The organism is Nostoc sp. DedQUE08, from assembly GCF_034530895.1.
Lineage (GTDB): Bacteria > Cyanobacteriota > Cyanobacteriia > Cyanobacteriales > Nostocaceae > Nostoc.
The window spans coordinates 1-23,252 of the sequence record NZ_JAVRCD010000009.1; the positions used below are offsets into that span (position 1 = coordinate 1).

The window sequence follows — 23,252 nt, forward strand, 5'->3', positions numbered from 1 at the left end:
ATCCACTCTTACTCATCCACAGTCCCTTTAGATTTTCTTTACGAATCAGCTCTAACTGCTGCAACTGCTGTTGCTATCAATACCATGATGAGAGTCCAGATTACAGGAGAAATCCCCCAACCGTTCCACCCGTGAAAATCCAAGGCACACGCTACATTGACAATAGTCGCGACGCTAATCCAACCTAGATAAATGCTAATTGGAAAGTGAATACACCATTTTTTCAGCCGAGGCACACGCGATTTGCCAATTTCTAACTGCACATAGACAGCAATCAGGGGCAACAGAATCAAGAGCATTGCAATTACAGAAAAAGCAAAAAGCCGAGACAGAAACAGATATACCCAAATACTTTGAGCAACACAGGCGATCGCTAACAGATAACCTGTCTTACGTAAATCAGGCTCATCTCGTTGGTTAGGTAGAGCTTGGTATACCCCAAAAGCAAACAACCCCAGGTAAATCAGCCCCCAGATCGCAAAGGCGTAATTAGCAGGGATAATCAAGACATTTTTAAACAAAGTATTGGAAATTTCCCCGATGCTAAGTCCATTGAGCGGAAAAACGTTCGATACTACGTTGATAACAAAAGCACCAAAGATTGCAGCCAAAGTAACAAGCTGCCGCCAAAGATCCCGGTAATTGCCTCTTGTGGACTGCTGCATAGGATGTTAACTCATAATCTTTTGTGGCTTTCTTTCAGCTTACATCTGAAAAGAGTGATGCATATAAGCCACAGCCATATCGAGCAAGTTAATCAGGAGTTAAACTAATTATTGACCTCACTGCTTTTAAGCTACTGTCCATGCAGCTACTTCAAACTACCGACAAAGATTTTTCTGTCAAATTCCATACCCTTGTAAGCGATCGCCGGGAAGTTACAGTTGATGTTAGTGGGACAGTACGCGAGATTCTAGCTGATGTCAAAGTGCGTGGTGATGCCGCAGTTAAGGATTATACTAGCCGCTTCGATCGCAACAATCTCCAGTCTTTGCATCTAAGCGAAAGTTTTATTGCCGAACACGCAACGCAATGCCCTGCTGATGTCTTGGCTGCGCTGGAATTTGCTGCTGAGAGGATTGTGGCTTTCCATGAAAAACAATTACCGCAAGATATTGCCTACAGCGATGCAGTCGGGGTAAAACTGGGATTGAATTGGGTAGCGTTGTCGCAAGTGGGAATTTATGTACCAGGGGGACGGGCTAGCTATCCAAGTTCTTTGTTGATGAATGCCTTACCAGCGAAAATTGCTGGTGTTGAAAGAATTGTCATGACAGTACCGATGCCTGGCGGTGAGATTAATCCTGTCGTATTGGCTGCTGCTCAAGTTGCTGGTGTTACAGAAATATATGGCATTGGTGGGGCGCAAGCGATCGCAGCATTAGCTTATGGTACAGAAAGCATTGCCGCAGTAGATAAAATTGTTGGCCCTGGTAATGCTTATGTTGCGGAAGCCAAGCGTCAAGTCTTTGGCACTGTTGGCATTGATAGCATCGCTGGCCCTTCAGAAATTTTAGTGGTAGCCGACAGCCAGAACAACCCAGATTGGATTGCCTGGGATTTACTATCGCAAGCAGAACACGATCCTAGTGCCCAGTCAATCTTAATTACTGATTCCGAAATCTTCGCGCAACAAGTAATAAAGGCTGTTGAGAAAATTCTCGCCGATTTACCTACCAGAGAAGTTGCCAGTGCAAGTTGGCAAAATTATGCAGCTGTGATTCTAGTTAGCGATTTAGCCGAGAGTATACCACTGCTAAATCAACTAGCTCCAGAACATGTGGAATTGTGTGTGGATAATCCGCAACTCCTTGCCAATCAAATTAAGTGTGCCGGCAGCGTGTTTTTAGGACGCTATACTCCAGAAGCGATTGGCGATTATTTAGGAGGCCCTAACCATGTACTGCCAACTGCTCGTTCTGCCCGCTTTGCCTCTGGTTTAAGTGTCTACGACTTCCTCAAACGAATTACTTTTTTAGAATGTAACAAACAATCATTACAGACAATAGGCAAAGCAGCTGTCACCTTAGCAGAGGCAGAAGGTTTGCCAGCTCATGCAGGTAGTGTATCTGTACGCTTGCAATAATAAATCATCACCAAGATGCGATAAATTGCCGTCAAGACAAAAAACTAATTCTTGTAGAGACGGCGATTCATCGCGTCTCCTGCCTTAATCAAACAGTATTGAGAGTTGAGCTAAGAGCAGGAGGGAGTGTCTAAACTTGACATTGATTAAAAGGTTCTCGAATAAAATAGAGTGCATCGCGTTTTTGAACTTCCATACCGCCTCTATTCCAGCTTCCCCAACGAGTGATAAATTTTTTTCCATCTTGGCGACGTTCAATCGCAACAGTAAAATTATTACGGAGTTCCCGATAACATCCATCTAAATTCGTTAAGGTCAAATCCAGTGCTGAGATATTAAATTTATTCTCCCCTTTATTGACAACAAAAAATCCTTCACTGCCCCGCTCCATTAGTAATACAGTCGGACTATCAATTGCTGCTAAAACATTTTCTTTGGTATTTTTTCCCTGAGTTCCTCGTTGATGCATAATTTGGCGGAATTTGACACCATGTTTGATAAAAGCAGCATCTCTATTATCCCAATTGAGTATTAAAGGAGTGCCACTTTCTCTCGCCAAGATATATGCTGTTGCGAGGAAAGAATCAGAAGGATCGCTATAGGGGTTAATGGCATTAGAATTAATATCGCGGATCGTATCGTGGTTTCTGCCAAAAGTGACGCTACGCGGATCGTTTATGGCTGTCGGAACTCGCAGAGAACGCAAATCTCCACCAAAGCTGAAGGCATTTTTCATTGAATTGTAGAGAACAAAATCTGTGACAGCAGTAATCCAGTTATAATTTTCTGCACTGGTGTCGCTATCTGTGATTACCTCAAGATAATTCCATGCTTTGCCTTGACTTTGTCGATCCACATAGCTGATGTACTCTTTAAGAACATCTGCTGGCATATGCTTGGCAGCATCAAACCGAAATCCATCAATTCCTAAATCTAGCAGTTTTTTTAAATGAGCTTTTTGAATTTTTTTAACATTATTGGTAAATCTCAATTCAGGAAGTCCACCTAACCAACAATTAATTTCTGAATCTCTATTGCCATCACTATAATTAATGCTACAAGATTTTTTCCCTGGACGATTTAAATCCCAATTAAAGTCATTTATAGAAAGACCTGAAAATTTAGTTAAATCTTCAAAATCATCATTGCCATCTAAATTAGCCATGTGATTGAAAACAACATCAGCAATCACTTTGACCTGACAATTGTGGGCTTGATTAATAAGCTTTTTTAAATTTAAGAGTGAACCTCTACCTTCGATAACGCTGTAATCTACAGGTTGATAGCGGGCCCACCATTCTGGAGCAGGATTAGATTTTTGGGCTGGAGAAATTTGAATGTGAGAGTATCCTTGCTTCCCTATTTCACAGACAAACTTTTCAATATCAGTATACTGCTGGTCAAATGCATGAAAAATCGCAGAAGGTCTTTCTCCTGCTAATGTCTGAATTGGGTAAATACAAGTTGCGCAGATGACAACTGCACAGATGAAGATATTTTTCATCAAAGATATTATATCATGTCCGCTTGATTGCTTATTAAACCCGAAGAACCCCACCCCGCCAAAGCTGTGCTTTGTCTCCCCTCCCCGCAGGCGGGGAGGGGTTGGGGGTGGGGTTCTTTTATTATGGGTAATTTGGCGGACATGATATTACTCCTAAACCAGATTGTGTTTTACTATTAGTTTGCCAAAGAAAATTGATTTTTTATTGAGTAATATCATGTCCGCTTAGTTACTTATTAAACCTCAAGAACCCCTCCCCTTGGCAAGGAACTACGGTGTACACACAAGTCGTATTACCCCCCTTAATCCCCCCGATGTATTGGGGGGAAACTGGAAAATCTAGTTCCCTCCCCTTTCTAAGGGGAGGGTTAGAGTGGGGTAAAACCTTGGGTTTTTCAGCTATTTCAGACTTGTGTATACACCGTAGCCTTAAAAAGGGGGAAACATAAAATTTAGTTCCCTCCCCAATACATACGGGGAGGGTTAGACAGGGGTAAAACTTACGCTTAAACCTAAATGGGTTGGGGCTGTTCTTGTTAGGTCTGTATTGGACTCAGCCGAGAAACACTATAAAATCTAAAATTACAAATCCAAAATTGATTGGGCATTATTGACGCGATGGTTTCTTACCAAAGCCATAGCGCATTGTATCCATAATCCAAGTTTGGAAGTTGTCAATGTAGCTAAATATCACTGGTACTACTACCAGTGTCAACAGAGTGGAAGTTGTAAAACCGCCCATAATGGCAATTCCCATTGGTTGGCGAACTTCAGAACCCACGCCGATTCCCAATGCTAAGGGCAGAATCCCGGCGATCGTTGCGAAAGAAGTCATTAAAATTGGACGCAGACGTGATACGCCTGATTCAACGAGCGCCTGACGTTGGGTTTTGCCTTCTTGCATGTTGATGATGGTATAGTCAACTAACAGAATCGAGTTTTTAGTGACAATCCCCAACAGCAACACGATACCAATCAGGGCATATATTCCTAAGGGTTTTTGAGCAACCATCAACGCTACCAATGCCCCGCCTAAACAAAAGGGTAAGGCTGCCATAATCGATAATGGATGGAGAAAGTTGTTATACAGCAGCACCAGAATTGCATAGATACACATTAATGCCAGCCCCAATGCACCGCCAAAGCGACCAAAAATGTCTTGCATAATTTTGGCACTACCTGATGGTTGCTGTACTACTCCTGGTGGTAAGTTTTGCATTGCAGGTAGTTTATTGATTGTCTGGACTGCCTCTCCTAAAGAAAGCCCTTGCAAATTCGCTTCTACAGCTACTTGACGGGCGCGATCGTAACGATTGATGGTAGCAGGGCCGCTACCAAAGCGGATATCTGCCACTGCTATCAGGGGAACTAATCTGCCATTTTGACTGGGGACTTGTAGATTTGTGATTGTGTTGATATCAGCTCGCGCTTGCGGATCGATTTGGACGCGAATGGGGATTTGACGATCGCTTAAATTAAATTTCGCCAAGTTCGCCTCATTATCGCCGATGGTGGCAAGGGAAGCAGTCCGAGCGATCGCTTGCACTGTCACCCCCAAATCTGCTGCCCGTTGCGGGTTGGGAATTACCAAAATCTCTGGTTTGACTAAACTTGCAGTAGATGCCACTTCTACCAATCCAGCTAGCGATCGCATCTGCTTTTCTAAGGCATCAGCAGCTTGATTCAATGCTGCGGGATTTTCACTTCTGAGGACAATTGATAAACCTTTGCGACTGTCACCTGGTGACTGACTTTGAAAACTAATTCTAGCTCCTGGTATTTGCTCAAAGTTAGGACGCACTTGTTCCTCAAACTGTTTTTGGGAAATATTTCGTTTCTCTCTGGGTTTAAGATTAATCGCAAGACTAGCAGAATTGATCTCTTCTGTTGCTAGTACGCGTTCAACTACTGGATTTTGGCGGATAATATCAGTCGCTTGTGTGACTACTTTGTTAACGTCTTCTAATGTGGAACCAGGAGGTAATTCTATAGATACATTAGAAATTCCGAAATCGCCATCATCAACGAAACCTTTGGGAATCAGGGGAACCAGCGTCAGACTGGCAATAAAAAAAGCGAAAGCGATCGCTATTGTTGTCAATCTATGGCGTAACGCCCACTGTAAAAGCGATCTATAAGGTTGAAAACCTTGACGCTTTTCATCTCCAAGTTTTCTACTTCCGTTCCCACCACCTGGAAGTGTAAATTTAAAATTAAAAATTTTTATTATTCCCCCCTGCCCCTCTGCCCCCCTGCCCCCTTGCCCCTCTGCCTCCTTTAAAAGATACGCCCCCATCATCGGCGTAACCATCCGCGCGACAAGAGTTGAGAAAATTGTGGAAACGGCAACGGTAACGCCAAATGGTTGAAAAAATTGCCCCGGAATCCCACCCATAAAGGCAACGGGCAGAAACACTGCAATAATCGTGGCTGAACTGGCGATTACCGCTAATCCTACTTCGTCGGAAGAGTCAAAAGCAGCTTCCCAAGCTGACTTGCCCATAGCCATGTGGCGTTCCATGTTTTCAATTTCCACAACGGCATCATCTACCAAGTTGCCCACCGCCAGGGCTAATGCCAACAAAGTCATGTTGTTGAGGGTGTAACCAAGGGCTTGCTGCACTGCGAAGGTGGGAATTATTGACAAGGGTAAGGCAACAGCCGTAATTAATGTTGCTCGCCAGTTCCGCAAAAACACTAAAATAACCATGACCGCCAGCACCGAAGCTTGTATCAATTCATCAATGGTGCTTTGGTAGGATTGACGGACAATATCGGCTCTAGTAAAAATTAAATCCAGTTTGACATCTGGGGGAAGGGTTTTTTCTAGTTGTTTGACTGCTGCTTTCACTCCTTCTTCTACTGTCACCAGAACGCTGCCAGTACTACGTAAGACTTGAAAAGCTACTACGGGTTGATTATTCAAACGGGCGGCTTGGCGCACGTCACCAAATTTATCTTCTACAGTTCCCAGGCTAGATAAAGGTACGGAACCACCTTGTGGTAAAACGATTTCGTAGGTTTTCAAAATATCCACACTGGTGGCACTTCCTAAAGTACGGATACTTTGTTCGCTACCACCAACTTCGGCACGTCCGCCAGGTAAGTTAATATTCAAAGCGCGGATTTGGTCGTTTACCTGAGTGGCGGTGATCGCTAAAGATTGTAAGCGATCTGGATTAAGATTAATCCGAATTTCTCGGTCAACGCCACCCACACGCTGAATTTGTGCTACACCCCGAACTCCCAATAAGGCACGGCTAATAGTTTGGTCTACGAGATTGCTTAACTCTTCTACAGAACGCCGATCTGATTTAACTGCGTAGGTAATCACCGGGCCGCCGGAAAATTCTAAGCGTTCCACAATTGGATCGTTAATGTCTTGGGGTAAATCTTGGCGAATTTGAGCGATCGCATTCCGAACATCATTGGTGGCGCGATCGCTATCTGTACCCAAAACAAAGTTAATTGTCGTCTGAGAATTCCCATCGCTAATGGTGGAAATCATGTAATCGATATTACCCAACCCTGCCACAGCATCTTCAATTTTTTTCGTCACTTGAGATTCTAGTTCTGCTGGGCCTGCACCTGGTTGGCTGACTTTGATCGAAACTGTTGGTACATCAATATTTGGGTTAGTATCAATCCCCAAGGATATGAATGAGAACCAACCGACAACCGTCAAAATTAAAAATAAAACGATCGTGGGAACAGGTTTTTTTATCGACCAGGCTGAGATATTAAAAGACATTGGAAAATTTTAGATTTTAGATTTGTCATTGGTCATTTGTCATTGGTTATTTGTCATTTGTCACTTGTACTGAGCGTAGTCGTACCCCTCCGGGGAAGCAAGCTACGCGTAGCGTCTCGCAGAAAAGTATTGGTCATTGGTTATTTTTCCCTATTTTCTTCAATTTGCAACTCGAACCCGATCGCCATCTTTGAGATAGCCTGCACCATCAACGACAACGCGATCGCCTAACTGTAACCCACTCTTGATTTCTACGGTGTCGTTATTTCCAGGATCTCCTAATTCGACTTTCTGGCTGCTGACTGTATTTTCACTCGATAAGATGAATACAATTACACTTGCGTCAGCTTGGGACTGCACTGCTTTTTGTGGCACTACCATTTTCATTCCTGAGTCAGTAGTAATTGCAGCACTAGCAAACATTCCTGGTTTGAGTAAAGTCGTTGGTGGCAAGTCAATTTTTACTGTCGCCTCTCGTCTTTGATCGTTCAGCTGTGGTTGTATGTCTCTGACTCGTCCTTGCGATCGCACCCGGCGATCGACATCAGAAGTAATTTGCACCGATGCGCCAATTTTCACCTGAGTTAGTTGAGTTTCGGGCACCTTCGCCTGAAGTTCTAACTTTTCATCTCGGATAATCGAAAATAGCTTTTGTGTGCCACCAATCACCGTCCCCACCTGGGTTTGCGGCGGTACGCCAGTGACATCACCGACTCTAGCTAGTTTCTCGGCAATTACTCCTGAAACCGGCGCACGTACCACAGTTTGTCCCAATTGAGTTTGCAGTTGTTGCACTTTAGCAGCACTGCTTTTAACATCGGCTTTGGCTTTGTTGACGATCGCTTGGGCGTTATTAATATTAGCTTGGGCACTGCCGATATTAGCCTGGGCACTACGTATATTTTCTTGGGACAGGTTCACAACTTCTATGGCAGTTTTCACAGCGTAAGAACGAGTATCAAGTTCTTGTTTGCTAATCGTCCCAGAGTCAGCAAGTTGTTGATAGCGCTGATAATTTTTGGCTGCTTCCTCCAACCTCGCCTTAGCTTGAGCTAAATCGGCTTGTTTTTGCTGGACTATTGCTTTATTTGATAGCAAATCTGCCTGCTTGGATGCCAAATCAGCTTGTTTGGATGCTACATCTGCTTGTTTCGATTCCACATCTGCTTTTGCTTGGCTAATTTGGCTTTGCAGTATGGAACCATCTAACACTGCCAACACTTGCCCTTGTTTGACAAAAGCTCCTTCTTTGACATTTGCGGGGATGCTTTTAATTTGTAAACCGTTTGTTTGCGGTAGCACGGGAATTAAATCACTCGCGGCTACAGTCCCAGTAGTTTTGAGTGTACGGACAACACGGGCGGTTTCTACTGTGGCGATAGTAACTGTCATCGCTGGATTAACTTTTTTATCCGCTACCGCGCTTTGTTGACGGGATGGAAAACGATTTAATACACTCATTGCAAGTAAGGCGATCGCAATTCCTAAACCAGTACCCAAGAATAATGGCTTCAACCATGCCCTGGTCTGCTTTTGATCTGATTTGCTTAAAAAATTCCTATCTTCAGAGGTTATAGCTTCTTCCACCTCAACTTCTGAAAGACTTTCATCGCTCACATTTCACCTCTACTTGCTGTTTATGCATACCAAATCTTGGTATTTTCTTAAGAAAACTTGAAGTTTATTTACTTCGATATCAACTATGACGCATTTCATAGTGAATGTCTTTTATCTGCAACAGTATATAATACAACTTTTAAAGTAAGCAAATTTACTATCAAAGCATGGTAATAAATTTTATGTAGATTATGATACAAAAAATTCTCTCATCTCATAAAGCTACTCTATGTCACACACCATCTGTATTGAGATCACTGTCAACCAATGCCTAAATATGAAAAACTAATATAGCCAATCTAGATTTATCTAATTAGAGTCGAAAGTATTTATGTACCTTGGTAGACCAGGAAATTATTTTTTATACGTAATCAATTATTTCTCTAAAGCCTTTGTGTTGCCAGGAAGCCGTGTATTCAGGCACAGATAAAGCTAGCGTCTACAGCTACACGTGAGTTACAAAGGAGCAAACTCCATTGCCTGAAATTCCAGCAAGGGTGGCCTTGATTATGGAATTTTGAAATCAATCAAATCAATAAAAAATTGGTATTTACCAGAGTAAGCAGATATGTTCAATGCCACTGAAATTTTAATTGATGCCTTTGTAAATGAAATTCGAGACGGCTATCGCCGCACTTATGGCTGCTTTAAAAATGATTATCAGGATATTATCGCTTGGGCGGGTAACATGGCTTTGGAAAACATTGCTAATAGCGATGCCCTTTACCATAATGTTGAACACACAGTCCTAGTTGCCTTAGTGGGGCAAGAAATTTTACGTGGCAAACATATCAGGGAAGGCGGTGTTTCCAGTGAAGACTGGTTGCATTGTATTATTTCTTTAGTGTGTCACGATATTGGCTACGTTAAAGGGGTTTGTCGGCAAGACCGAGAAACAGCAAACTTATATGCCACAGGTAAAAATGGCAGAATGATTTCTGTAGCTGCTGGTGCTTCTGATGCCAGTCTGACACCTTATCATGTTGATAGAGCCAAGCTTTTCATCGATGAGCGTTTTGGAGGTCACAAATTAATCGATGCTGAGGCAATTAAGAGCAATATTGAATTGACTCGATTTCCCGTACCTGCGGCAGAAGATCATCAAGATACAAGGTGTTTTGCAGGATTAGTCCGGGCTGCTGATTTAATTGGTCAACTAAGTGACCCGCGTTACCTGAAGAAAATTACTTCTTTATTTTACGAGTTTGAAGAAACTGGTGTAAATAAAGTTTTGGGCTATAAAACCCCTGCCGATTTGCGTAACAACTACGCTAAGTTTTACTGGAATGGCGTATATCCTTATATCCAAGAAGGACTGCATTATCTATCATTGACACAACAGGGAAAACAAATTCTCGCAAATCTTTACTCAAACGTGTTTGTTGTGGAACATGAAAAACAACAAGAAGAACAGCAGCGGTATTTGGAGAAGTTAGCAGTTAAGAGTTAGGAGTTAGGAGTAGAGACGCGATTAACCCTTGTCTGTACAAAAGTTGGGAGTTGAAAATTATTAATCATGAGTTATGAATTAAGATAAAAATTTAATAACTCATAACTCCTAACTTATAACTCCTAACTACTATGGATTGGTGGCGACGACTTAAGAAAAATCCTTTAGCACGATTTGGGGCAATTTTACTGTTAATTTTCTATATAGGAGTAATTGCAGCTGATTTCGTAGCTCCTTATGACCCCTATGCTTCACAGCCTAATGGTTCGCTGCTGCCACCAACGAAGATACACTGGGTTTCTCAGTCAGGGCAGTTTACCTGGCCTTATGTTTATCCGACAACTCAGGGAGATACGAATTTAGATACAGGCGATCGCGAACTCATTGTAGACTCGAAAAAGCCTTCGCCTCTGCGTCTATTTGTCTCCGGGTCAGAATACCGATTGTTGCAGATGAGTTTGCCATTACCGCCGAAGTGGGATGAAGTCACAATTTTTGGCGGTATCCCCTTAAATTGGCATTTATTTGGCACAACAACTGGTGCAAAAGTCAACATCTTCGGCACTGATGACCAAGGCCGCGACCAATTTAGTCGCTTGCTACATGGCGGTCGCATCAGTATGTTTATCGGGATTTTTGGCATTATCATTACCTATCCCCTTGGTTTGCTGATCGGGGGAATTTCTGGCTATTTCGGCGGTGTGACTGATAGCATCATTATGCGCTTGGCAGAAGTGCTAATGACTTTCCCTAGTATTTATCTTTTGGTGACATTGGGCGCAGTCTTACCAGCAGGTTTAAGTAGTACCCAGCGCTTTTTGCTGATTGTGGTGATTACTTCGGTGATTAGCTGGGCTGGTTTAGCACGGGTGATTCGGGGACAGGTACTATCAATTAAAGAGCGAGAATTTGTTCAAGCCGCGCGGGCAATGGGCGCGAACCCAATTTATATCATTATCCGTCATGTTTTACCGCAAACGGCTAGTTATGTAATTATCTCTGCGACTCTTGCAATTCCCGGCTTTATTGGCTCAGAGGCGATATTGAGTCTCATCGGCTTGGGTATTCAACAACCAGACCCCTCTTGGGGCAATATGTTATCTCTGGCTAGCAATGCTTCAATTTTGGTGTTGCAACCTTGGCTAATTTGGCCGCCGGCTGTGCTGATTATCCTCACAGTGTTGGCATTCAACTTACTCGGTGATGGGCTGAGAGATGCACTCGACCCGCGCAGTTTAAGAAGATAAGCCATCAATAATAGCAAATGGGGTCGTCGAAATAACAAATGCGAACCCCAAAGTAACAAATGCGAACTCCGAAATAGCTTTTGCGAACTCCGAAATAGCTTTTGCAAACTCCGAAATAGCTTTTGCGAACTCCGAAATAGCTTTTGCGAACTCCGAAATAGCTTTTGCGAACTCCGAAATAGCTTTTGCGAACTCCGAAATAACAAATGCGTAGGCGTAGCCAGCCGTAGGCATCGCTTGTACTCTACTGCTGTAAAACCCAACGGCGAAAAAGTTCTACCATAATCCGCCAGCTTCCCTGAGTTTCCTCAACGACATCATGACGCTTCAGAGTATTCAGCGCTTCCTGTAAATTGGTGTCGTTCATACCTGTAGATTGAGCTAAGGCATCCAGACTTAGCCCTTCTGGGTGAGGTGCAAGCACTTGTACAATTGCTTGTTGACCCTCAGCACCCCGCGCCGCCTGACCCCAAACCCCATCAAAGTAGTAGCGTCCCCGTTGGAAAAACTCAGGGTTATTTATAACTGCTTCCACGTCTTCTATTGTGAAAACTAGGTCACGCGATCGCCCTTGCTCAAAAACAAAGTCATTGTAGCCGCGCACTAGCTGAAAACCCAGCAGTTGCACTAAATATGGTTGACCCTGTGTCAAAGCATAAATTTCATCTAAAGCTTCCGGGATGTAGTCGAGGGGGAAGTCTTCATTACCTGGGTTAGCGAGAATTTGGCGAGTACCTGCACGTTCTTGAAAGCTGACAGGGATATTAATTAGGCTTCCAAAGAACGGATGAAAATAATCTGCTGTCATCTCCTCTAAAGTGTGCAAACCAGCAAATGCAAAGGCGATTTTAGAACTCATTTGCACTAAACCGCGCAAAAAACCCATAAAGTCGATAGGGATTTTTTTCGTTTCAATTAAATCTTCAATTTTCTCAAACTCGTCTAAGGCAATGATTAACCCACCGTCTAGGTATGCTTCAACCTGTTTTAAATAGCGTTCAAAAGTCCGGTAGGGAAGATTTAGTAAATCAGCGTCAGTTGGGGGTGGAAGTTTTACAGTTTGAGAAATTTCATCACAAATTGCCATTAGCACCTCACCCACACCTTGGGGGCTATCTCCCAAACGTAGCAAGTTGACATAAGCTAGCTGTATTTCTGAGCCTAGACATTGAGCAGCGTTAACCAAAATAGAAGTTTTGCCCATACGCCTGTGACCGTAGAGAACTATAGACTGGAGTTGATTACTCATTACCCAGAGTTCTTCTAACTGTCTGATGATATCTTCTCGCCCAACAAAGAGATGACCTTGAACGGGATCGCCTACAACATAAGGATTAACCACAGGTTTGGTGATGGAAATTTCTCCCACTTCACCAGCGATTTCTAAAAGGCTTTCTTGCCAAGTTTGAGCGATATCTATTATTAACCCTTGCTCTGCTTGCGGCAAGGTGTTGGCTTGATTTAGGATTTTTGTCAGTTCGCCTAATGCTCGATTCAGAGCTAAAGACCTAGCTGAACGTGAGACGCTGCGGTTAACAAACTGGACATCTTCAACAACTCGACGCAGATGAGCTAGAACTTCCCAGGTATCTGGACGTAAAAGCGGTTCCTGTGGAAAAGGAGGAACTTGGATAGCAGCAATAGAAGCTGGTTTTTGAGCTTCGTGAAACACGGCTAGAGTTTGGGCAAGGGTAAACATTTCTTCGCCATAGAGAAGAGAACGCACTACTGCAAAAGCCTCTATTGCTCTGGCTGGTTTTTTTTCATGTAGATGCCAGAAACCAGCGGCAGCAGCACGGGCAGGAGTATCTAAGCGAGTGTCTGTGTTAAAACGAGCCTGTAAACCTTCTCGCCAAGAACGAGGGCAGAAAAAGAACCAGGAGTAGGAGAATAAATCTTTGATAAACCTTGACTTTAGGGTTTCATCTAGAGAAGCTGAAGCAAAACGTACTATATTCCAATCAAAAGGATTTGCCGCCAATCGAGAGACAGTCCAAATAAGTTGCTCTAAGGGGATTTTGGCAAGTACTCTATTGACTGCTTGGACAACAGGAATGAATTGTAGGGTATATGCCAGCAGTTCATTAATATTATGTAAACCAGTTTCCAAATCATTTTGCAACCAATTTTGCAAGCGCCAAACAAGATTAGGAAGGGGAAGCGGAGTGATACGAGGAAGTAGCCAACTACTGTTTTGAATAGTTCGCAAGTTTAAAGATGAGCCAATAAGCCAGGTTTCTGGACGCAGTACCGCCACGCCTCCCACCACGCCTACCGCCACGCCTACCGTCACGCCTCCCGCCACGCCTTCCACCACACCTCCCACCATGCTGAATGCCACGCCTACCGCCACGCCTACCACCACGCCTACCACCACGCCTCCCGCTACGCCTACCACCACGCCGAACGCCACGCCTACCGCCACGCTGAACGCCACGCCTACCGCCACGCTGAACGCCACGCTAAACGCAATGCCGAACGCCACGCCGAACGCCACGCCGAACCAGTAAACGGGAACATTTAGAGTCTGAAAAATTAACCCTATAGCTACGGGTGTAATTACTGTTAAAACTAATCCTTGGAAAAGTAACTGACTTTGAATAGCATTTTGACGCAATAACTCCCATCCCTTTCGCCAATTTACTTTTCCTTCAGGAATATACCCACCCCCGAATTCATTTACATACCACCGCAAAGCCTGGGGAAAGAAAAACACCCAGTACAAAAGGCGCAGATAGTCCAGCGGGTTCCATAGAGAGAGAGGACGCTTTAACTTGGGTGCTAAGTCTAGGCGGGGTACAGGGGTCAATTCAGCCTCCATCATTAGCCGTGAAGAACCTAACCTTCCTTGCTACCATCCTATAAAGTAAGCGAGAGTAGAAGTAATCTTGCTTCCCTTGTAAGAAAGGGGTTGAGGGAGAAATTAAAGTGCTATCACTCATTGCACACTCTCCACATACTGCGAATAAGTTTTATAGCACAGTTGCATCAGTTTGCGAGGATGTCCGCCACTTTCTTGGATGAGTTGGATGATTTTGTCTTCAGTGAGTTTTACTGAAGTTCTAGCTAGACGGTTGGTAATAAAAGCACACATAGTAGCTTCATCCCAAGGATGAATATGTTCTTCTTGGCAAATACCTGCCAATGGAGATGTTTTGCCATTATCCTGACTGTCGTTAAATAGCTTGTTCAGAGGTTCGCTAGCAGCTAAAATCAACCGCAAAGAAGCATCACGCCCTTCAGCTAAACCGCGCAATTGATCCCTAACTTGGCGAGTAAAGCCGTTTTCGATTAATTTTCCTAAATTATCTATAGCTAATAGCACTTTTTTCTTTTGCAAATTGCGAGTTAGTCTATAGCCTTTGCTTTCAGGAATACCAATTTTATCGCACAAAGCAATGTAGAATTCATCTTCATCATGAACTCCATTATTTAAATTTAAAAAAACTGGCTCGCGTGGTAACTGCAAATAATTTTCTGCCTGTTGGCAAATCACCCATAACAAAGATGACTTGCCGATTCCTTCTTCTCCTATGAGCGCGACACTACTATTACTGTTAAGTACTTCAAATACCCGCGATATTTCACGTTCCCTGCTAAAAAACTGTTGTGGGTCTTCTATTCTGCCGTGTTGGGGAATAAAAGGATTATAATTTTGCGGCAATAGATTAGCTGAGTGTGATTCATCTCTTAGTGGTGGATTAGTTAGTTCTACAATTGGTTCTTGGGAAAGTGAAGCTTGTTCTGAAAACTTTTGATATCCTGCTATTATTGAATTTTTAAAAATTCTTTTTTTAACTTGTATTCCTAAAAGTTCTGTAATTTTTGTGCATAACTTTGCACCCACATCTCTCACATATTGTGTACTATAAAAGCCATCATTAACAATCTCTGCATACTCCTTCCCTTCCCACATCCCTAAAAAGAGCTTTTGTTCTAAGTCATTTAAGACTTGCTTATCGTTTGCAAGTAGCTTATTAATGAATGTTAATGCTTTTTGTGAATCCATTAGGTGTAAGGGAATTGGCAGAGCAAAGTTAAAATCAGTCAGTAGTGTAATACTTTACCCTACAAACCTACATTTGCCTACTTTCCCTTACAACAATTTAATCACTCAAACTCCCTACTAGCGCCTACCCATAGAGCTTATGTCTCAAGTGATGATGGTGTTATACCAAAAAAAGTTGAGGAGTTTGAAAAATGGTAACTTTTAGACAACAGCTTGTACTTGCTCTCATCGCTGCTACCAGTGCCATACTAGCTACAGTAGCGCCTGCATTAATTGAGCGGGATAAAAAATCTGCTTCAGAAGCAAAGCCTTTTGTCACCGCCACCTCTGCAATATGTGACAAAGTTCTTGCTGATAAAGTGTGTGTCGCTAATCTTACAGTGCAGGTTAATAGTAACAAACTTCAGCAAGTGACAAATCGCGATCGCCTCTTTCTCAAATCTGGAGATACTCTAAGATTATCAGACGTCTATTATTGCATACCATCTCAAACTCTACTCAATAAAGTAGAAGTCAGAGGATATTTATTTAAACATGGAGTTGAGAGTTATAAAAATGGACTTTTCACTCCTAGTAACTTCCCGATTTATGCTGCTTGTCATAATAGTGGTAACTTCCAAAAAACTTGGAAGCTTGAACCAGGACAGCACCAAGTCAGCATACCCATTATCAAGTATATTGGTAGCAACAGAATTGTTGACGGGAGTTTCTACTTTAACTTGGATGTTGGACAGTAATTTCAGTCTTCTGTTTGAAAGGGAAAGCGAGTAATAGTTTTATGGCTTACAGCGAGTTTAGTTTAGCTAAAGCAAAACAAGAGTTTAGTTTAACCACGTTAGAAAAACGCGATATTTTCGCTGCCGTTCCTGAATTAACAGCGAGTAATTTACTTGTAGAAACACTCAACTATAACCTCGATATCGCTTTAGGCAGTAATAGTGAAAAAGCTCGTTCTGAGTTAATTATTGCTCCCATCTTAGTTGATTTACGCCGACAACTACACGAAAAAGTTAGTTTATTTTCTGGAGTAGATTTCACTGTCGATAATAGCAAAGGATTAAACGGCACTTGCGATTTTATTATTACTAAATCTCCAGAAATTCTCATTTTGACAGCACCAGTAATTACAGTTGTAGAAGCCAAAAAAGAAAATATTAATGCGGGTTTTGGTCAGTGTGCAGCAGAAATGGTAGCAGCCCAAATTTTTAATCAGCAAGCTGCAACTGAGATTCAAACAATTTACGGAGCAGTCACAACTGGCAGTATTTGGCAATTCCTCAAATTACAACAACAAACATTGACCATTGATTTAAGCGAATATTATCTCAAAGATGTAAATAAAATTCTGGGGATTTTAGCCAGTGGTATTTCTCAAGAAATTTAATACCGAATTCGTGGATCTACATAAGCATTTAAAATATCAATCAAAATGCTGGCGCTGACAACGATCGCACCAAAAAAGACCAGCACTCCCTGGACTGTGGGATAATCGCGATCGGCGATCGCTTGATAAAGTCGATTAGCTAACCCAGGCCAAGAAAATGTTACCTCTGTCAAAATCGCTCCACCCAATAGAGATGCAAAAGTTAATCCCAAGACTGTAATTACTGGAATTAGGGCATTCTTTAAAGCGTGGGAGGCTAAAATCTTATTTTCACCAATACCTCTGGCTCTAGCAGCTTCTACATAATCGGCTTGCAAAGTTTGCTTTAAATTCACTCGCACAATTCGCTCAAAAATCCCACTGAGCAAAATTCCCAAAGTGAGACTTGGTAGAGCCAGATGGTGCAAAGATGCGAAAAACTGGGTAAAATTTCCACCGAGTAAGCTATCAACTGTATACAATCCAGTCACAGTAATGGGAGCGGGAAGATTGGGCGGAAAGCGGTTTGAATTGGGAAACCAACCGAGTTGGACTGAGAAAATCAACTGCAAAAGCATTCCCGCCCAAAACATGGGGAGTGCGTAGGTGATAATCCCAAATAAGCGCCCGCCGACATCAAAATATGTCCCAGGACGAGAAGCCGAAAGAGTTCCAACCGCAATTCCGACGATGAGTGCAACCGCCATACTACATACTGCTAACTCCACCGTCGCTGGGAAATATTGGCCAATGATGTCCCAAACATTCTCTCCCCGACTTAACAAAGAACTTCCCAAATCAAAGCGCAACAAATTTCCCAAATAATTGAGGTACTGTAACCATAGGGGAAGATTTAAACCGAGTTGTTTTCGCAATTCTTCTTTAGCTGCTTCTGGCGCACGTCCACCGAGAATTGCATCTGCTGGATCTCCTGGTGTTGCTCTTAATAAGAGAAATACAATCGTGATGATCGTTAATAGCTGGAGTGGCGCAAGAAGCAACCGAGAAACAATGTAATATTGTAAAGCTTTAGAACGAGACATATTTAGTTAGGAGTTAGGAGTTAAAAGTTAGGAGTTGATAATTTGCAGTTAGGAGTTGAGAGTGAGCAGTTAGGAGTTGATAATTTGCAGTTAGCAATTAGGAATTAAGATAGACAGCTAGCTTGCAAAAATTTTTTAATTACTATATTTAGTGAAGTTGAACATCTTTATTTTGCTCAGAATCACATTCATGATTTTTTGACTTTTGCAACAAGTTAAATTCCTAACTTCTAACTCCTAACTCCTAACTCCTAACTCTCAATTTATTTTTTAAGTGTCTGGTAAATCAGAATTTGGGTAGGGTTAAGTTTTACGCCATTAACACCATTTCGGGCAAATACATAGTCTTTGTTTTGCCATAAGGGAACGTAAGGTACATCAGTAGTTACTTGCGTTTGAATTTCGTTAAAAATTTTCTGACGCGCTTCGGGGTTTTGTTCTTTGCGTTGCCCATCAATCAATTTATTTATGGCTTCGTTATAGTAGAACGAACCCTGAGTTTGACTGCCTCCATCTTCGCATCCTTTAGCAGTTGAACCTTTGTCACAAGACAAAAATGGCTGGACGTAATTATCTGGATCTAAAAAGTCTGGATACCAATCAAGTAAAGCTGCTGGATACAAACCCTTGGCAATGTCTTTAAAGAAGGCAGGCCCTTCCGCTTGGGTAACTTCAAATTGCAGTATTCCATCCATTTTGACATCCACAAGAGATTTGAGTGTCTGTGCTGCCAAACTCCGAGTAGGTGAACTAGAAGGATACCAAACTTGCACTCTTGCAGGATTTTCTTTGGAGAAGCCAGCAGTAGTTAATAATTTTTTAGCTCGATCGAAGTTAGCATCGCCATATTTATCTTTGAATAATGGCACAGAAACTTTAAATGTCGTGGGAATCATGCTATAAAGCGGATCTGCTTGACCAAATAATACTCGCTCGTTTAAAAGTGGACGGTCAATTAAGGAGGCGATCGCTTGTCTTACCTCTAATTTATCTAAAGGCTTTTGATTCCGGTTTAATACCAGATAACTTACTACACTACCTTCAGCTGCGATCGCTTGCCAATCCCCTTTTTTACCACCTTCTTCCAAGCTGCGATTTTGATCTGGTTGCAGTGACAGATAAGCTACATCGATTGCACCTGTACGGAAAGCATTAAACAAATTAACCGGACTAGTTTGAATTTGGAGATTAACACCCTTGTTAACTGGTTTTTCTCCCCAATATTTATCAAACGCATCAAATCGGATGGAATCAGTACCATACTGTCCTAATTTGTAAGGGCCAGTTCCCACAAAAATATTCGGCTTGAATTTACCAGCGCCGACTTCGTAAGCTTTTGGCGAAACTGCACAAACTCCAGGAAACGCCAACAGTGAAGGAAAAGCTGCAAAGGGCTTTTTCAGCTTGATGGTTAACTCATACTCGCTTGTAGGTTTTACCGAATCTACTATATCAGCTAGTAAAAATGAGGGTTTTCCTTTATTTTCAATAAAGCGCTGAATGGTAAAGGCCATTGCTTGAGCGTTGAAGGGAGTCCCATCGTGAAAAACTACTCCCTGACGTAAGGGGATGGTATAAATTAAGCCGTCTTGACTGACTTTGGGTAATGCTGTAGCTAGTTGAGGTTTAATTTCGATGCTTCCTGGTTCGTATGTGTAGAGACGATCGCTCATATTAAACACCAAACCTAAAGCTGCTAACTCATAAGCATCAGCAGGATCGAGGGTTCTTGGCTTGGCTGTTGTACCGATAGTAATACGACCATCACCTGTAGGGGTATTTACAGCACCAGATGGCGGCGTAGTTGATTGCGGACGAGGAGCGCAACTAACAACTAAAAATAAACATAGACAGAACAAAGATAGGAATTGTGTAATCCGACCCCACCGTTTCACGGACAAGGAAAACCAGGTCATGGCGTTAATATATTTGATATCAGCGGTCAGCAATTTTACTACATTTGTGACTATTATGCTGAATCTTCACAATTTATAGTGGTTCTTGTTGCAATGGAACGCTCCGGAGCTATCTAAATCAAAAATTTGTGGCGGATACTCAACTTCATAATCAAGTTTATTGCTGTGATGCCTACAACGGGCTACGCCTATGCACTATTTGGTTACAAAAAATCATTGATGAAATACATAATTTTAAATTTAAGATTTGTTAACTATTGAAAAGTTTTTATGTAATTAAAATTTTTAACATTGGTTAAATTTGTCGTAAATTCATAGTTACTAGAAAAATAGGTCTTGTTAAGCTTTGACACTTAGCCCAAGTAGTGTAAGTTGAGATTTCACCTGTTGCTGCTTGGGAATAGACACCGATAAAGGGTTTTTTCGTCAAGATCGGCTAGATTCTCAAAAAGAAGTGTGTTTGAACATCAGCGACTAAAGCGATCGCGATATTGTTAACAGCAGATTGAAAGTCTAATAGTGAGACTAAGACCGTGAAGTATTTCTTTCTATCTGAGGGATGGGCAGTTGCAAGAGTTTGGGCATCTGATGGACTCTGGCAAATAACTGCATGGCGACGCCAACCAGATATTCAGCGAATGAATATTTGTTTAGTCGAAGAAAATGAATTGCTCTGGCTTTATCGAGTTGAAGAAGCCGTTTTAACCGTAGAAGTGAAGCCAACAACACCAGTAATTGGTAGTCAGACCATCGGCCAAGTAGTACTCAAGCGTCTGATGAGCGCCGAACAGGTAATCGAACGCCTGGGTACAGCTGAGGCAAAGTGTCAACTGCAAAATATCCACTTGGTGGTTCAGTAAATATGGGGGACTGGGGATTGGGGATTGGGGATTAGGGATTGGGGATTAGGGATTGGGGATTGGGTAATCAGCTAGCTCAAAAATGATGTTCCGGTTTATTACCTACAGCAAATTTTGGAATATTTTCCCAGTCCCCAGTCCCCAATCCCTACGTAAAGAAAAGATAAGCAAATTTCATCCTAGACGGGTATTGGTAGCGAAAAAACTTAGAGATGCTACGCGATCGCATCAATTTACACGCTTGCAAACAATTCCATCAATAGTTACACTTTTTAAAACATTCTCATTTTTGCTTGGCGATGGCTACCCTATCATAGGTAAACCTCCCGAAGCGAGTAAGCATTGCCAAAGCACCCACGCTGTCTGACTTCTTAAGACTACGCTGTGGTGATACTCTGGCTCTGGCAATAACAAAAAACAAGAGAGAGTTTTATGAGTGGCGATTTTCGTCTCTCATAACCTCAGTAAGAAAATTGCTTTGTAAACTAACTCATCGAGGAGGAGCGTAGTCGATGGGACTACCCTGGTACCGAGTACATACAGTCGTTCTGAATGATCCAGGGCGACTGATTTCTGTACACCTAATGCACACAGCCTTAGTAGCAGGCTGGGCTGGTTCGATGGCACTCTACGAACTAGCTGTTTTTGATCCTAGCGATCCAGTTCTCAACCCAATGTGGCGTCAAGGAATGTTCGTCCTGCCCTTCATGTCACGTTTGGGTGTTACTCAATCTTGGGGTGGTTGGAACGTTACTGGTGGGCCATCAACCGATCCTGGCTTCTGGTCATTTGAAGGCGTTGCTGCCGCTCACATTGTTCTTTCCGGTCTGCTGTTCCTAGCCGCCGTATGGCACTGGGTTTACTGGGATTTGGAACTCTTTAGAGATCCCCGCACTGGTGAACCCGCCTTAGACTTGCCAAAGATGTTTGGCATTCACCTGTTCTTATCTGGTCTACTTTGTTTTGGATTTGGTGCTTTTCACGTCACCGGACTATTTGGGCCGGGGATATGGGTTTCTGACGCTTATGGTGTAACTGGTGCGGCCCAGGCAGTAGCACCAGAATGGGGCCCAGATGGTTTTAACCCCTATAACCCTGGTGGTATTGCGGCTCACCACATTGCTGCTGGTGTTGTTGGTATTATTGCAGGCTTATTCCACCTGACAGTTAGACCCCCCGAACGGCTCTACAAAGCCCTACGGATGGGGAACATCGAAACAGTACTTTCTAGCAGTATTGCAGCAGTTTTCTTTGCTGCTTTCGTTGTTGCTGGTACTATGTGGTACGGTAATGCCGCCACGCCCATCGAATTGTTTGGCCCTACCCGTTATCAATGGGATCAAGGCTACTTCCGTCAAGAAATTCAGCGCCGCGTCCAAACTAACGTTGCTGAAGGTGCAACCCTCGATCAGGCTTGGTCGCAGATTCCTGAAAAATTGGCTTTCTACGATTACGTCGGTAATAGCCCCGCTAAAGGCGGTCTATTCCGTACAGGGCCAATGGTGAAGGGTGATGGCATTGCTCAGTCTTGGCAAGGTCACGCCGTATTCAAAGATTCTGAAGGGCGGGAATTGACCGTGCGTCGTCTCCCCAACTTCTTTGAAACCTTCCCAGTGATTTTGACTGATGCAGATGGAATTGTCCGCGCTGACATTCCCTTCCGTCGGGCAGAATCTAAGTATAGCTTCGAGCAATCTGGTGTTACCGTTAGTTTCTACGGTGGCGATCTGAATGGTCAGACCTTTACAGAGCCAGCTGATGTGAAGAAGTACGCCCGTAAGGCTCAAGGCGGTGAAATCTTTGAATTTGACCGGGAAACCTTGAACTCTGATGGTGTATTCCGCACCAGTCCTAGAGGTTGGTTTACCTTTGGACACGCCGTATTTGCTCTCTTGTTCTTCTTTGGTCATCTCTGGCATGGCGCTCGGACAATCTACCGAGACGTATTTGCTGGTGTTGACGCCGATCTTGAAGAGCAAGTTGAGTGGGGTCTATTCCAGAAAGTGGGCGATAAGTCAACCCGCCGGAAAGAAGCCCTTTAATTTCAGTGTTGAGTAAAGAAGTGCTGAGTTCCGAGTTAAGGCTCTGACTCAGCACGGGCTAAACGCCCCGCTTCCGCTAACAGCACTCAGCACTCAGAACTTTAATTACTGGCTGGATAAAGAGGAAATCGTAATATGGAAAGCGTTGCGTACATCTTGATTTTTACTCTGTGTATAGGTACTCTCTTCTTTGCGATCGCATTTCGCGAACCCCCTCGCTTTGAGAAACCAAAAGATAAGTAGATCCTATTCACAGATTTTTAAGCGGATTTAATCTTAATATCCGTTGCTACTAAGTATGGTGGCAACGGATATTATTGTGTTTGTCCTTTGTCATTTGTCCTTTATGTTGTTTCTCACTAAT

General features: G+C 42.9%; 17 protein-coding genes and 1 pseudogene. 9 read left to right on the forward strand and 9 right to left on the reverse strand.

All coding sequences use genetic code 11. The annotated features are described in order from the left end of the window. Nucleotides 1–53 precede the first annotated feature (53 nt). A pseudogene (locus RMY64_RS08215) lies at nucleotides 54–665 on the reverse strand (tryptophan-rich sensory protein); the annotation flags it as partial. Nucleotides 666–805: 140 nt separating this feature from the next. Here RMY64_RS08215 and hisD point away from each other — a divergent pair. After that, nucleotides 806–2,086, forward strand: a complete 1,281-nt coding sequence (hisD, locus tag RMY64_RS08220; protein WP_322699795.1) for a histidinol dehydrogenase — start codon at nucleotides 806–808, stop codon at nucleotides 2,084–2,086. A 130-nt stretch (nucleotides 2,087–2,216) separates the two neighbouring features. Here the strand turns inward: hisD and RMY64_RS08225 are convergent, their stop codons facing one another. From RMY64_RS08225 to RMY64_RS08235, 3 genes are all read right to left on the reverse strand, one after another. Beyond that, nucleotides 2,217–3,590, reverse strand: coding sequence for an alpha-amylase family glycosyl hydrolase (locus RMY64_RS08225; protein WP_322672916.1), 1,374 nt, complete (start codon nucleotides 3,588–3,590; stop codon nucleotides 2,217–2,219). Nucleotides 3,591–4,197: 607 nt separating this feature from the next. After that, nucleotides 4,198–7,341 carry an efflux RND transporter permease subunit gene (locus RMY64_RS08230; protein WP_322672917.1) on the reverse strand — a complete coding sequence of 1,048 codons (3,144 nt, stop codon included), beginning with the start codon at nucleotides 7,339–7,341 and terminating at the stop codon, nucleotides 4,198–4,200. Between the two features lie 159 nt (nucleotides 7,342–7,500). Then, on the reverse strand, nucleotides 7,501–8,958 hold the full coding sequence (locus RMY64_RS08235) for an efflux RND transporter periplasmic adaptor subunit (RefSeq protein ID WP_322672918.1): 1,458 nt from the start codon (nucleotides 8,956–8,958) through the stop codon (nucleotides 7,501–7,503). Between the two features lie 568 nt (nucleotides 8,959–9,526). Here RMY64_RS08235 and RMY64_RS08240 point away from each other — a divergent pair. Next, nucleotides 9,527–10,408: an Npun_R2479 family HD domain-containing metalloprotein gene (locus tag RMY64_RS08240; protein WP_322637286.1), complete on the forward strand. Its 882-nt coding sequence runs from the start codon at nucleotides 9,527–9,529 to the stop codon at nucleotides 10,406–10,408. A gap of 131 nt (nucleotides 10,409–10,539) precedes the next feature. After that, nucleotides 10,540–11,655 (forward strand): ABC transporter permease, encoded by a 1,116-nt coding sequence (locus RMY64_RS08245; protein ID WP_322672919.1) that lies wholly within the window; start codon nucleotides 10,540–10,542, stop codon nucleotides 11,653–11,655. Here RMY64_RS08245 and RMY64_RS08250 read toward each other — a convergent pair. The 3 genes from RMY64_RS08250 to RMY64_RS08260 form a co-directional block, all read right to left on the reverse strand. Continuing rightward, on the reverse strand, nucleotides 11,644–11,889 hold the full coding sequence (locus RMY64_RS08250) for a hypothetical protein (RefSeq protein ID WP_322699796.1): 246 nt from the start codon (nucleotides 11,887–11,889) through the stop codon (nucleotides 11,644–11,646). The genes RMY64_RS08245 and RMY64_RS08250 overlap by 12 nt on opposite strands. 10 nt (nucleotides 11,890–11,899) lie before the next feature. Then, nucleotides 11,900–14,479: an AAA family ATPase gene (locus tag RMY64_RS08255; RefSeq protein WP_322699797.1), complete on the reverse strand. Its 2,580-nt coding sequence runs from the start codon at nucleotides 14,477–14,479 to the stop codon at nucleotides 11,900–11,902. Nucleotides 14,480–14,593: 114 nt separating this feature from the next. Continuing rightward, nucleotides 14,594–15,664: an ATP-binding protein gene (locus RMY64_RS08260; RefSeq protein ID WP_322699798.1), complete on the reverse strand. Its 1,071-nt coding sequence runs from the start codon at nucleotides 15,662–15,664 to the stop codon at nucleotides 14,594–14,596. A gap of 191 nt (nucleotides 15,665–15,855) precedes the next feature. On the opposite strand from RMY64_RS08260, the gene RMY64_RS08265 reads away from it, so the two are divergent. After that, on the forward strand, nucleotides 15,856–16,401 hold the full coding sequence (locus RMY64_RS08265; RefSeq protein WP_322672920.1) for a hypothetical protein: 546 nt from the start codon (nucleotides 15,856–15,858) through the stop codon (nucleotides 16,399–16,401). 41 nt (nucleotides 16,402–16,442) lie between these two features. Further along, on the forward strand, nucleotides 16,443–17,048 hold the full coding sequence (locus RMY64_RS08270) for a hypothetical protein (RefSeq protein WP_322672921.1): 606 nt from the start codon (nucleotides 16,443–16,445) through the stop codon (nucleotides 17,046–17,048). On the opposite strand, the gene RMY64_RS08275 is transcribed toward RMY64_RS08270, so the two are convergent. Beyond that, nucleotides 17,045–18,070, reverse strand: coding sequence for an ABC transporter permease (locus RMY64_RS08275; RefSeq protein ID WP_322672922.1), 1,026 nt, complete (start codon nucleotides 18,068–18,070; stop codon nucleotides 17,045–17,047). The two genes, RMY64_RS08270 and RMY64_RS08275, sit on opposite strands and share 4 nt — an antisense overlap. Before the next feature lie 263 nt (nucleotides 18,071–18,333). Then, complete coding sequence (locus RMY64_RS08280; protein WP_322672923.1) at nucleotides 18,334–19,986, reverse strand: ABC transporter substrate-binding protein; 1,653 nt, start codon at nucleotides 19,984–19,986, stop codon at nucleotides 18,334–18,336. 533 nt (nucleotides 19,987–20,519) lie between these two features. Here RMY64_RS08280 and RMY64_RS08285 point away from each other — a divergent pair. The 4 genes from RMY64_RS08285 to RMY64_RS08300 all read left to right on the forward strand — a co-directional run bounded on the left by RMY64_RS08285 (nucleotide 20,520) and on the right by RMY64_RS08300 (nucleotide 23,131). Further along, a complete protein-coding gene (locus tag RMY64_RS08285) occupies nucleotides 20,520–20,846 on the forward strand; it encodes a hypothetical protein (RefSeq protein WP_289795423.1) in 327 nt (108 codons plus the stop codon). An 82-nt stretch (nucleotides 20,847–20,928) separates the two neighbouring features. Then, the gene (locus RMY64_RS08290; protein ID WP_322672924.1) at nucleotides 20,929–21,213 is read left to right on the forward strand and encodes a hypothetical protein; all 285 of its coding nucleotides are present in this window, start codon (nucleotides 20,929–20,931) and stop codon (nucleotides 21,211–21,213) included. A 145-nt stretch (nucleotides 21,214–21,358) separates the two neighbouring features. Continuing rightward, entirely contained in the window at nucleotides 21,359–22,888 is a 1,530-nt protein-coding gene (psbB, locus tag RMY64_RS08295) for a photosystem II chlorophyll-binding protein CP47 (RefSeq protein WP_322672925.1), read from the forward strand. A gap of 135 nt (nucleotides 22,889–23,023) precedes the next feature. Next, a complete protein-coding gene (locus RMY64_RS08300; RefSeq protein WP_084227385.1) occupies nucleotides 23,024–23,131 on the forward strand; it encodes a photosystem II reaction center protein T in 108 nt (35 codons plus the stop codon). Nucleotides 23,132–23,252: the final 121 nt, after the last annotated feature.